The sequence below is a fragment of the Vibrio sp. 10N.261.51.C6 genome (genome assembly GCF_041471785.1).
Taxonomy (GTDB): Bacteria; Pseudomonadota; Gammaproteobacteria; order Enterobacterales; family Vibrionaceae; genus Vibrio; species Vibrio crassostreae_C.
In genome coordinates, this window is the sequence record NZ_JBFRPB010000005.1 from 4,119 (window position 1) to 16,967 (window position 12,849).

Here is a 12,849-nt window from a genome sequence, read left to right on the forward strand (position 1 = left end):
TCTCGCATCTCGCATCTCGCAGTATGTTACAAGCAATAAAAAGCCCCGCAAGCTTTCACTTGCGGGGCTTTTTTAGCTAATTGAGAAAAGGGCTAATTACTTACCAGCTTCTTTTTCTGCTTTAACTTTTGCAATCACTTCGTCAGCAACGTTAGTTGGACATGGTGCGTATTGTGCGAATTCCATAGAGAATTGGCCACGACCAGAAGTGATAGTACGTAGGTGACCGATGTAGCCGAACATCTCAGAAAGAGGTACGTCAGCTTTAATACGAACACCAGTAACGCCAGCTTGTTGATCTTTGATCATGCCACGACGACGGTTAAGGTCACCGATAACATCACCAACGTGATCGTCTGGAGTGAACACGTCAACGTTCATGATTGGCTCAAGAAGTTGCGCGCCAGCTTTAGGCATAGATTGACGGAATGCGCCTTTCGCTGCGATTTCAAATGCGATAGCAGATGAATCGACTGCGTGGAAACCACCATCGAAAAGTTCAACTTCAACGTCTAGAGTTGGGAAGCCAGCTAGTACGCCGTTTTCCATCATAGATGCGAAGCCTTTCTCAACTGCAGGCCAGAATTCTTTAGGAACGTTACCGCCCACAACTACAGAGTTGAACTTGAAGCCAGAACCTGCTTCGCCTGGTTTGATACGGTAATCGATCTTACCGAATTGACCAGAACCACCAGATTGCTTCTTGTGCGTGTAGCTATCTTCAATTGCTTGAGTGATAGTTTCACGGTAAGCTACTTGAGGAGCACCTACTACAAGGTCAACGCCGTATGTACGCTTAAGGATATCTACCTTGATGTCTAGGTGAAGTTCACCCATACCTTTCAGGATAGTTTCGCCAGTCTCTTCGTCAGTCTCAACTTGGAAAGATGGATCTTCTGCAACCATTTTACCGATAGCGATACCCATTTTCTCAGAACCGCCTTTATCTTTTGGAGATACAGCGATTGAGATTACTGGAGTTGGGAATACCATTGGCTCAAGCGTTACTTGGTGCTTAGGATCACATAGAGTGTGACCAGTTTGCACGTTCTTCATACCAACGATCGCAATGATGTCACCAGCTTGTGCGCTAGTTAGTTCGTTACGGTCATCAGCTTGCATCTCAACCATACGGCCAACACGTTCAGTCTTGCCAGTGAATGAGTTAAGAATCGTGTCACCTTTGTTCAGTTTACCAGAGTAAATACGAACAAAAGTTAGAGCACCGAAGCGGTCATCCATGATTTTGAATGCAAGCGCTTTGAAAGTCTCATCTGTAGAAACGATAGCGTGTTCGCCAGTTTCTTCACCGTTCTCATCCATTAGAGGCTGAGGGTCAACTTCAGTTGGTGCTGGTAGGTAATCTACTACAGCATCAAGGATAAGTTGCATACCTTTGTTCTTGAACGCAGAACCACAGAACGTTGGGAAGAATGCGATATCACGAGTACCTTTACGGATACAACGCTTAACGTCTTCAATAGAAGGCTCTTCACCTTCCATGTAAGCTTCCATTAGGTCATCGTCTTGCTCTACAGCAGTTTCGATTAGCTCTTCACGGTATTGCTCAACGTCATCAACCATGTCCGCTGGAACATCTTTGATTTCGTAGTTTTCAGGAAGACCAGTGTCATCCCAAACGTATGCTTTACGGCTTAGTAGGTCTACAACACCAACGAACTCGTCTTCACGGCCGATTGGTAGAACCATTACTAGAGGAGTTGCACCTAGAACGTTTTTAACTTGGTCAACAACGTTGTAGAAGTCTGCACCCATACGGTCTAGTTTGTTAACGAAAATCAGACGAGATACTTCTGATTCGTTAGCGTAGCGCCAGTTAGTTTCTGATTGAGGTTCAACACCACCAGAACCACAGAATACACCGATACCGCCATCAAGAACTTTAAGAGAACGGTATACTTCAACTGTGAAGTCAACGTGTCCAGGAGTATCGATAACGTTTAGACGGTGATCGTTCCAAAAACAGCTTACAGCTGCTGATTGGATAGTAATACCGCGCTCAGCTTCCTGTTCCATGAAGTCAGTCGTTGATTCGCCATCATGTACTTCACCAGTCTTGTGGATTTGACCAGTTAGCTTAAGGATACGCTCAGTGGTAGTTGTTTTACCCGCATCAACGTGCGCGAAAATACCAATGTTTCTGTATTTCGATAAATCTGCCATTGTCTTACTCTGTTAATAGGATATAAAATGCGCGCAGAGTATATCACAATCTGTGAAGACTGATAGCTTTGCATGCATTTGGGACTAAAAAACTTTGCCTTTTTCTAACATGTAGAAAAAGGCACTCAGTAGTAACAATCTAAATGATTGTTAATTATAGTGCTAACCTAAAGCCTAATCGGCGTTAAGGTTAGGCTGAATTGCTGCTGTATAGAGTAGCTGAAGTGAGTTCAATTACAACTCATCAAAAGCATTAATTGCTTCCGATAATTTTTTCACACCGTGGATCTGCATTCCTGGAATGCCACCTTTAGGCATGTTAGCCGCCGGTACAATCGCTTTCTTAAAGCCGTGTTTAAATGCTTCATTTAAACGCTCTTGTCCGCTCGGTACAGGTCGAATCTCACCCGCTAGGCCTACTTCTCCAAATACCACCACATCTTTTGGTAATGCGCGGTCTCTGAAACTAGAAAGTAGAGCCATCACCAACGCAAGATCAGCACTGGTTTCGGTTACTTTAACACCACCGACGACATTCACAAACACATCTTGGTCAGCCATTTGTAAGCCGCCGTGTTTATGCAGCACCGCTAATAACAAAGAAAGCCTGTTTTGCTCTAGGCCGACAGCGACGCGACGTGGGTTAGCCAGCTGTGAATAATCCACCAGCGCTTGGATTTCGACAAGAAGTGGACGCGTCCCTTCCCACACCACCATGACAGAACTGCCCGAGGTTTCTTCTTCACCACGAGACAAGAAGATAGCGGATGGGTTGCTGACTTCTTTTAGCCCTTGGCCTGTCATCGCAAACACACCCAGTTCATTCACTGCACCAAAACGGTTTTTGTGGCTGCGTAGCGTTCTAAAACGGCTATCGGTTCCGCCATCTAATAAAACAGAACAGTCAATAATGTGCTCAAGTACTTTTGGCCCTGCTAAGGTGCCGTCTTTAGTTACGTGTCCAACTAAGAACACAGCAACGTTATTCTGTTTTGCGTAGCGCGTTAATGCGGTTGCCGATTCACGAACCTGTGCAACACTGCCCGGAGAAGATTGAACATCCGCAACGTGCATAACTTGGATCGAGTCGATAACCATGATCTTAGGTTGTTCTTTTTCTGCAACCTGACAAATCTTATCCACGTTCGTTTCTGAGAGCATCTTTAGGTGCTCTTTTGGCAATCCAAGTCGAGACGCACGCATCGCGACTTGTTGCAGAGATTCTTCCCCGGTTACATAGAGAGTCGGTAATTGAGAAGAAAGCTGACACATGGTTTGTAATAGCAGCGTTGATTTACCGGCACCCGGGTTACCACCAATCAGGATCGCAGCACCCGGTACGACACCACCACCAAGTACGCGGTCTAGCTCTTTAAAGCCACTGCTAAAACGTGGGACTTCTTGCAGATCGATTTCTGACAGCGTTTGAACCGAAGATTCAGTTGCACCGCCCGCATAACCACTCAATCGTTCATTACGTGCGACCTGAGGTGAAGCGGCTAACCTAACTTCTGTAATCGTGTTCCAAGCACCACATGCATTGCACTGCCCCTGCCAACGTGGAAAATCGGCACCACAGTCATTACACACATAAGCTCGCTTTGCCTTCGCCATAAAACCTCAATAATTTACTCAATTACACAATGATGTTGTCAATTTGTGACTTATTTGACCGTACGGATGAAAATAAAAGTTGCAGTCATACCACTTATACTTAAAGATCGATTTAAACTAGTCGATAACATAAACGCACCGTCCATTCTAACAAGAAAAGTATGCAGCAATCTGAAATTCTATCTGTAGCAGAACGTTTAATCCCGGCTTACCACGCCGAAGATTTCGAATTCCTTCTTTCTCAAATGACAGAAGGGGAATCGCCGTCTCTGAAGCTGCTCGTTAAAATGGAACTGAATCGTATCATGGCTCCGTGTACAAAGAGCATTGATTTACGCGGGCGTATTGATAATGAGTGTCGTCAGTTCACTCTCGATGGCCGTAAGCACTGGCTCGATGATATCGCTTTAAACGCATATCAACGTGGTACGAAAAAGTTTAAAGGTTACACAGAAGGCGCATGGGAGTTAGTAATGACTCCGCGAACTCAGCCTCTGAGCGTTGTTAAAACATCTTCTCAAGGTAACCACGACATTACTAGCGCCAATAGCCCGTACGAAGCGGAAGCTATTAACCTAGGTTACGACTTAAAACGCCAAGAGAACAGACTCAAGATTAGCTCGCAGGTCGAGATCACCACATCGAAAGGGCAAAGCCTACATGGTGTAACGGTTGATATCTCCCCGTCGGGTGCAAAGTTCAAAGTACCGAGCGCCTTTCGATACAACCTCGGCGAGATCATCAGCGTTAAGTTCTCAGAGCTTATCGAAAAGTCCCAAGAAAACGATGTTAACCAAGCGGTTGAATTTCGTGTTTTGGGTATCGACGAATCTTATGAGAACAACGCGGTCAAATTTCTAAGAACCATCAAGGTAAGCGACAACAATATTGTGGCTCGCTTACTCGATGAGTCTTTGAATAGCACCAGTAAGAAAACCAGCCATGAGAATCAAGATAGGATTATTCGAACTCGTACTCGAGGAATCGAACATACCTATCTAAAGCATACTTGTAACCTACCCCTGTTTTTCAGCGGCAGCGAACTAAAGCTTGCCCTACTGACGGATAACAACCATCCATTATGGCAATATTGGCACGACGAACGAAATCAACAAGCGCTGGGTACCCTGTTCAACGAGCAACGTATGAACCTGTTGGCGAAACCAGGAGTGAAGGGAACCAGTAACGTTATCTACTCTTTTACCCATGAACACCAAAACAAGACCTTGTTCTATTCAATGATGCTGCCTGAAGCCTCTCGTGAACAAAGACAGCTGTTCTGGCACATCGGTGGCAAACGTAAAAGTTGGAAGGCGTTCAAGTTCTCGGTTTTCGAACTTTCAGACACTGAGCGACAAGCATTAGCTAAACACTCGGATACGCTGGCTCAAAGCTCAGCTCAACTGACTCATTGCGGAATCTTGCAAGAGATTGGCGATCACGAAAGTGCGGCGGACTATCTTCTGAGTGAAAAGCCACGCATTCCAAGCAGTGAATTGAACCGCTTCCGTCACCCGCGTACTGTCGTCGGCAATATTCAAAGCATCTACTTTGACTCTCAGACTCGTCGTAAAGAGCCGAGATACCAATTTAAGTCACCGTTGCAACTTACATCACAAGATGGCGCAGCGGCGAACGGACACACCTTAGATATTTCGAAGCGTGGACTGAGCATTAGCCTTGAACACCCAATGGTACTCAAGATTAATGATCCGGTATTAGTGAACTTCAATGAACTGCAGCTCTATGACAAGAACCTGCCACTGAGCACAGTGCCTTACCACGTAATTCGAGTGAGTCCGAATGGTCGCAACGTGCAGTTGGTTATTGCCGAGAACGCCAAGACAATGCGTACCATCGCTTTCCTTAATGGGCTTATCGATCAAAACCAAAGTAAGCTGATTAAGAAGCAAGAGATACTGCCAACACATTCGCTACTCGAATCACTGCACAACATTTTGTTGAGCAAGATGGTCAGTAACCCAATATTCATTGATAAGCCAAGTTCAACGCTGCGCTGTAAGATCATTGGTGTGAATTTCCCACTGAATAAGCATCTAACGTTACTTGCTAAACTTGGTCACAACCAAAAGTTCTCACTCGAGCCAATCTTCAAGGGTCACACCAACTCACTGTTGGCTGAGCCACTAAAAAGAATTGAAGGTGCGGAGCCTAAGCATCATGACGTGTACATTGCTGCAGTGAAGTTTGGCGACAAAATCCAGTCGGTACACACCAAGTTGGTCAAAGACTTCGCCTCAGCAAAGGAACGCATCTTATTCATCAAGAAAGCGCAGCACTTAGGTGATGTGTATGTATTGCGAGTCACCACGGCACCTATCTTTAATCCGCTAACGAGTTTATTCCAGTCGGATTTAGAAGAGCTTTCACGCATCAGTATGCATCAAGCTAAGAAGCTAGAGAATGAGGTGACGGCGTTTATCGGTTATGGCGAGATAGAGGACATTACCGATGAAGTGCTGATTCGATTGGAGCTAACACGCTAGCCTCGAGTGGCGTATTAACTTAAGCATGAAAATTGAAAAAGCAGGCTGATAGCCTGCTTTTTTTGTGTCTGAGCCACTATTGCTAAATAAGATACATAGCCAATAGCACTTAGGTAGAGCCCCTAAGGTTTCGCTTGCCAGCTGATCTTCTGTTGCTTAGCCAATACACCCGACAAGATACACAGCACACCGCCTAAACCTGCGTAACGAACAGCAGTTTGAGCTTGCTGCTCTACTTTTGGTTTTGCGTGGTAGGCAATGCCTAAACCTGCAGAGCCCATCATCACCAAGTCATTGGCACCATCACCAACGGCAACGGTATTATGTAGTTCCAATTCGTACTCTTCAGCCAACTCTACCAAGATATCCGCTTTGGTCTGCGCCGAAACAACATCGCCTAAGACTTCACCCGTCAACTTACCGTTGACGATCTCAAGCGTGTTTGATTGAGCATGGTCTAGATCAAGGGTATCTTTCAGGTAGTCAGAGAAGTAAGTAAAACCGCCTGATGCAATCGCCGTTTTCCAGCCAAGCTTATTTAGAGTATTCACCAGCCCGACCAAGTCTGGCATGAATGGCAATGACTGACGCACTTGCTCTAATATCGACTCATCCGCACCTTTCAGTGCTCCTACTCGTTGGCGCAGGCTCTGTTCAAAGTCGAGCTCGCCTTGCATCGCTCGTTCTGTGATTTCAGAGACTAACTCTCCCACTCCAGCTAGCTTGGCAATCTCATCAATGCATTCAATTTGAATCGCTGTGGAATCCATATCCATCACGATCAAACCTGGCTTAGATAAGTCTGGGACCTCGCTAAGGCAAGCATAATCAAGCTTTAGCGCTTGGAGGATTTCTTCGTGTGCTGGCGTTAGATTGCCTGACATCAAAGCCACTTCATAATGCCCAACCTTCCACGTATCGAGGATGGTGTTGTAAGTGCCAGTGAAAAAGTCGATGTCATCGAAAGATTGTGGAGATAGGTACTCACCAAACACAATCCAATTGGCCTTGGATTTAGCGAGTTGAGAAGCGAAACGAGTCTCTGGGAGTCGAGTTAATAATGTCGTATGCCTTTTTATCGGCAGATATTTCTGATCGTCCATGTGTATGATTCCTAATTAACTATGCTAAACGTTAACCTATTGCAATTTGAAAACGCAAGTCTCAATATGTCTTAATCATAACATTTGTTTATTTCAGGCTTCGTTAAACATGAATGAATCATTGTTCTCAATACGTAACGCTTTACGAATGCTAGCCCTCATTTTGTTGGCTACCATGTTCGTTGTAACGATTAAAAATACGGTCGTGATCAGTAAAGGTAACGAGAAGATCCAAGCAAAACAATTGGAAACTCTTACCAAGCTGCTTATCTCTCAGGCATCACTTTCAGCCAGCAAGATGATCACGCAACAAGACCAAGAGCGATTGCTTGATCTGACTAACCAGCTATCTCAAGACCGACTGGTGTTCGATACCACCATCTATGATGCAGAGGGTATTCGACTGGCTTCGAGCGAAAAAGCCCTCTCGGTACGTGAGGTTCTTGGCTTAGATACACCACTTTCAACAGCAAGTATCGGCAGACAACAGTTAGTTGAACCTATTTATTCTCCAGAGAAAACGATCATCGGCTTTATTCGAGTGACTTTTGAAACCGGTAAGATGACGGCGATTTCTGATCACCACTACCGCAAAAGTGATCGCTACATGATCGGTATGGTGTTGATGGGGTTTGTGAGTGGCGTGTTGTTCATCATGCTGATTCGCAGAAGACCAACTAAGTCTGGTGAGAACTTACTATTGAAAAATGTAAGCTCATAAACACACTAGGCTGACAATAAATACTAGACTCAGAATAAGTACAGCAATCCAATAAAAAGCCCCGACGCTCAGGCAGCAACGGGGCTTTTTGTTATCTGTTAACTTATCAAGCTAAGACAAATCAAGATTATTCTTGGTCACCAAGCAACACTGAGTCTAGTGCGATAACCATCATGTCGTTGAAAGTCGTTTGACGTTCATCTGATGTCGTTTGCTCACCGGTCTTGATGTGATCAGAAACAGTACAAATCGTTAGAGCTTTGGCGCCATATTCAGCACATACACCATAGATGCCTGCAGCTTCCATCTCTACGCCAACAATGCCGTATTTGTCCATTACTTCGAACATCTCTGGATCTGGCGTGTAGAACAACTCAGCCGAGAACAGGTTACCGACTTTTACGCCAACACCGCGAGCTTTGGCTGCATCTTCTGCCGCGCGCACCATCTTGTAATCCGCAATAGCTGCAAAGTCATGACCTTTAAAGCGAATACGGTTCACTTTAGAGTCAGTACATGCGCCCATACCGATCACCACATCACGCACTTTGATATCTTCGCTCACTGCACCACAACTGCCCACACGAATGATCTTCTTCACACCAAAGTCTTTGATCAGCTCAGTCGCGTAAATAGAACAAGATGGAATGCCCATACCGTGTCCCATTACCGAAACCTTACGACCTTTGTAAGTACCGGTGTAACCAAACATGTTGCGAACGTCGCACACTTGAACCACTTCTTCTAAGAAGGTTTCAGCGATGTATTTAGCACGTAGCGGGTCGCCTGGCATTAAAACTACGTCAGCGAAATCACCCATTTCAGCATTAATATGTGGAGTAGCCATTGAAAATATCCTTAATCTCAAAACAAAAAAAGAAGAGAGAAGTTTCCCTCTCTCTTCGTTAACTATTATAGAAAGCTTGTACCGTGTCCCATTGGCGATGTACCAAAGTATGACGCTAAGCTTTGACCGATATCAGCAAATGTATCGCGACGGCCTAAAGAACCGGCTGGAACCTTCTGACCGTAAACAATCACAGGGATGTGCTCACGAGTATGGTCTGTACCTGGCCATGTCGGATCACAACCGTGGTCAGCAGTTAAGATAAGCACATCGTCTTCTTTCATCATATCGATGATTTCATTGATGCGACCATCGAAGTACTCAAGTGCCGCTGCGTAACCAGCAACATCACGGCGGTGGCCGTAAGCTGAGTCAAAATCAACGAAGTTAGTGAACACGATAGTGTTGTCGCCCGCTTCATTGATCGCATCTTTGGTTGCTTCAAATAGCGCAGGGATACCTGTTGCTTTGGTTTTCTGAGTGATGCCACAACCCGCGTAGATATCAGAGATCTTACCGATTGAGTGAACGTTACCGCCCTTCTCATCAACCAACTTCTGAAGAATGGTAGCTGCAGGTGGCTCAACAGAAAGGTCACGACGGTTACCAGTACGTTCGAATTGACCTTTACCTTGGCCAATGAACGGACGAGCGATAACACGACCAATGTTGTAATCTTCTAGCTCTTCACGAGCAATCTGACAAAGGTCTAATAGGTTTTGTAGGCCGAATGTCTCTTCATGACAAGCGATCTGGAAAACAGAGTCTGCTGAAGTATAGAAGATTGGCAGGCCTGTCTTCATGTGTTCTTCACCTAGGTTATCTAGGATTTCAGTGCCTGATGAGTGGCAGTTACCCAAGAAACCAGACAGGCCTGCACGCTCAAGGATGCGGTCAGTCAGTTCTTTTGGGAAGCTGTTCTCTTTGTCGGTGAAGTAGCCCCAGTCAAACAGTACAGGAACACCTGCGATTTCCCAGTGACCTGATGGCGTGTCTTTACCAGAAGACAGCTCAGCAGCGTGACCGTAAGCGCCAATGATCTCAGCGTCTGCATCCATACCAGGAGCAAAGCGACCTGTAGACTCTTTGTGAGCCATCGCTAGACCTAGCTTAGACAGGTTTGGCAGTGCCAGTGAACCTTTACGATCTGCATTGTCTGCAAGACCTTGGTCACAATGATCTGCGATGTGGCCCATAGTGTCAGAACCTACATCACCAAATTTGTCTGCATCCGCTGTTTCACCGATACCGAATGAATCTAAAACTAAAATAAATGCTCTTTTCATTTTCTTCACCAACTTATTGCTCTTTGCACCAGAACTCTGTTTATCGGTATACGCGAGGTATACCGATACCTGTTATTTACACGTCTTCAGAACGAATCTGACGGTAAACGTCTGGCGTTGCTGTATATTCTCCGCCCACAGTGATTGCATTTTGTAATGCTGTTGCAGCTTCTTGCCACTGTAGTTCGTTGCGAGCATGAATCATTGCTAATGGCTTATCTTCACTTGCTACTTCACCTAGGCGAATGAAGTGATCAAAACCGACTGCGTAATCAATGCTGTCAGTTGCTACACGACGACCGCCGCCCATACCAACCACAGCCATACCAATTGCACGAGTATCCATTGCTGATACCACACCGCTTTCTAACGCGTACACTGGCTTAATAATGTCTGCTTTTTCTAGGTAGTTATCGTAGTTCATTACGAAATCAACTGGACCACCAAGGCCCGCTACCATTTTACCGAAGCACTCTGCTGCCTTACCGTTATCCAGTACTGCCATCAGTTTTTCGCGCGCTTCGTCTGAGTCTTTAGCTAGGTTACCGAGCACCAGCATTTCAGCACACGATGCTAGAGTGATCTCTAACAAGCGAGGGTTACGGTATTCACCCGTTAGGAACTGAACCGCTTCACGAACTTCTACTGCGTTACCCGCTGAAGAAGCCAGCACTTGGTTCATGTCCGTTAGGATTGCTGTTGTTTTAGTACCCGCACCGTTTGCTACTGCAACGATAGATTTCGCTAGCTCTTCAGATGCTTCGTAAGTCGGCATGAATGCGCCTGAACCTACTTTTACATCCATCACTAGAGAATCAAGGCCCGCAGCCAGTTTCTTAGATAGGATTGAAGCCGTGATCAGCGAGATGTTATCGACTGTTGCTGTGATATCACGAGTTGCGTAAACACGCTTGTCAGCAGGAGCTAGATCGCCTGTTTGACCGATGATAGCCACGCCAGCATCTTTCGTTACTTCACCGAACACATCGTTGGTTGGTGTAATGTTGTAACCCGGAATAGATTCCAGCTTGTCTAGCGTACCGCCAGTGTGGCCTAAACCACGACCAGAGATCATTGGAACGAAACCGCCACATGCTGCCACCATTGGGCCAAGCATCAGAGAAGTAACGTCGCCAACACCACCAGTAGAGTGTTTATCAACGATTGGGCCATCAAAGTTCATGTGGCTCCAGTCAATCACCATGCCTGAATCACGCATTGCACACGTTAGTGCGATACGTTCTGGCATCGTCATTTCATTAAAAAAGATAGCCATTGCGAATGCGGCAATTTGGCCTTCAGAAACCGTGTTCTTAGCCACACCTTGAATGAAGAAGTTAATTTCTTCAGCTGTTAGGACTTCACCGTCACGTTTTCTGCGAATAATTTCTTGAGGTAGATACATTAGTGCCTCCCAAACTCTAGTGAGTATGGTTTGTAGGGAAAGAGGTAATATGGAGTGACTTAACGTCACTCCATCAAACAGACTTATTATGTTCAATACTCTAAATATTTGGCGTTGCAGTTAGGCGACCAGTGAGTTCATTCCTATGAGCATAGAGGCTCTATGTAATTAGGAGGAACTTACGCAGTCAACAACGCTGCGGTGTCAAATATGACGAGTAAATTAGTATGCTGCTGGATCAGCAGTCTGGTCTGTCACTTCTAATGTATTAAGAAGGTTAGTTAGTAGGCTTGAAGCACCAAAACGGTAGTGCATGTTGTCTGCCCACTCAGCGCCTAGTAGCTCATCAGCCATTGCTAGGTATAGTGCTGCATCTTCAGCAGTACGTACGCCACCAGCTGGTTTGAAACCAACTGTTTTAGCAACACCCATGTCACGAATAACTTCAAGCATCATGCGCGCGTACTCTGGAGTCGCGTTTACTGGCACTTTACCTGTTGAAGTTTTGATGAAGTCTGCACCTGCTTCGATACAGATTTGAGAAGCTTTCTTGATTAGTGCTTCTTCTTTCAGTTCACCTGTTTCGATGATCACTTTAAGCGTGATGTCACCACAAGCTGCTTTACACTGTTTAACTAGCTCAAAGCCAACTTCTTCGTTGCCAGCAATAAGAGCACGGTATGGGAATACTACGTCAACTTCGTCTGCGCCGTACGCTACCGCTGCTTTTGTTTCTGCAACAGCAATTTCGATGTCGTCATTACCATGAGGGAAGTTAGTTACAGTCGCAATGCGTACTTCTGGAGTACCTTGCTCACGCAACGCTTTCTTAGCTGCTGGGATAAAGCGAGGGTAAATACAGATTGCAGCGGTGTTGCCTACTGCAGTCTTCGCGTCATGACAAAGCGCCACTACTTTTTCAGTAGTATCGTCGTCATTTAGCGTAGTTAGGTCCATAAGTTTAAGTGCACGTAGAGCTGCTGCTTTTAAATCGCTCATTTCTATCTCCGATCAATATATTCAAATAGTTAACTACTTCGCCCTCCATCCAGTATAGATGGATATTTTAGTAATGCTCAGTAGCCACAAATGAACGGACTTGGTTCCCTGAAGACTTGATAACTTTCGCTACCAATTGCAATCCTTGTCACCGCACAGTACCAGTTTGGTCTATGGCACAAC

Annotated in this window: 9 protein-coding genes; 2 read left to right on the forward strand and 7 right to left on the reverse strand. The window is 45.5% G+C overall.

Annotation, left to right across the window (positions count from 1 at the left end):
* Positions 1 to 96: 96 nt before the first annotated feature.
* Together fusA and radA are read right to left on the reverse strand one after the other, a co-directional pair.
* Positions 97 to 2,184 carry an elongation factor G gene (gene fusA / locus AB4375_RS00235; RefSeq protein WP_372050845.1) on the reverse strand — a complete coding sequence of 696 codons (2,088 nt, stop codon included), beginning with the start codon at positions 2,182 to 2,184 and terminating at the stop codon, positions 97 to 99.
* 234 nt (positions 2,185 to 2,418) lie between these two features.
* Positions 2,419 to 3,798 (reverse strand): DNA repair protein RadA, encoded by a 1,380-nt coding sequence (gene radA / locus AB4375_RS00240; protein WP_017063288.1) that lies wholly within the window; start codon positions 3,796 to 3,798, stop codon positions 2,419 to 2,421.
* A 161-nt stretch (positions 3,799 to 3,959) separates the two neighbouring features.
* Here radA and AB4375_RS00245 point away from each other — a divergent pair, with 161 nt between their 5' ends.
* Entirely contained in the window at positions 3,960 to 6,305 is a 2,346-nt protein-coding gene (locus AB4375_RS00245; protein WP_017066978.1) for a PilZ domain-containing protein, read from the forward strand.
* A 122-nt stretch (positions 6,306 to 6,427) separates the two neighbouring features.
* Here AB4375_RS00245 and serB read toward each other — a convergent pair whose 3' ends face one another.
* Complete coding sequence (gene serB, locus AB4375_RS00250; RefSeq protein ID WP_371721146.1) at positions 6,428 to 7,408, reverse strand: phosphoserine phosphatase; 981 nt, start codon at positions 7,406 to 7,408, stop codon at positions 6,428 to 6,430.
* A 109-nt stretch (positions 7,409 to 7,517) separates the two neighbouring features.
* Here serB and AB4375_RS00255 point away from each other — a divergent pair, with 109 nt between their 5' ends.
* Positions 7,518 to 8,129 (forward strand): YtjB family periplasmic protein, encoded by a 612-nt coding sequence (locus AB4375_RS00255; RefSeq protein ID WP_076655999.1) that lies wholly within the window; start codon positions 7,518 to 7,520, stop codon positions 8,127 to 8,129.
* 127 nt (positions 8,130 to 8,256) lie between these two features.
* Here AB4375_RS00255 and deoD read toward each other — a convergent pair whose 3' ends face one another.
* From deoD to deoC, 4 genes are all read right to left on the reverse strand, one after another.
* On the reverse strand, positions 8,257 to 8,976 hold the full coding sequence (gene deoD, locus AB4375_RS00260) for a purine-nucleoside phosphorylase (protein ID WP_017066980.1): 720 nt from the start codon (positions 8,974 to 8,976) through the stop codon (positions 8,257 to 8,259).
* 65 nt (positions 8,977 to 9,041) lie between these two features.
* Positions 9,042 to 10,262: a phosphopentomutase gene (locus AB4375_RS00265; protein ID WP_372050847.1), complete on the reverse strand. Its 1,221-nt coding sequence runs from the start codon at positions 10,260 to 10,262 to the stop codon at positions 9,042 to 9,044.
* Between the two features lie 76 nt (positions 10,263 to 10,338).
* Positions 10,339 to 11,667, reverse strand: a complete 1,329-nt coding sequence (gene deoA, locus AB4375_RS00270; protein WP_372050848.1) for a thymidine phosphorylase — start codon at positions 11,665 to 11,667, stop codon at positions 10,339 to 10,341.
* Positions 11,668 to 11,889: 222 nt separating this feature from the next.
* Positions 11,890 to 12,666 (reverse strand): deoxyribose-phosphate aldolase, encoded by a 777-nt coding sequence (gene deoC / locus AB4375_RS00275; protein WP_010436196.1) that lies wholly within the window; start codon positions 12,664 to 12,666, stop codon positions 11,890 to 11,892.
* Positions 12,667 to 12,849 lie beyond the last annotated feature (183 nt).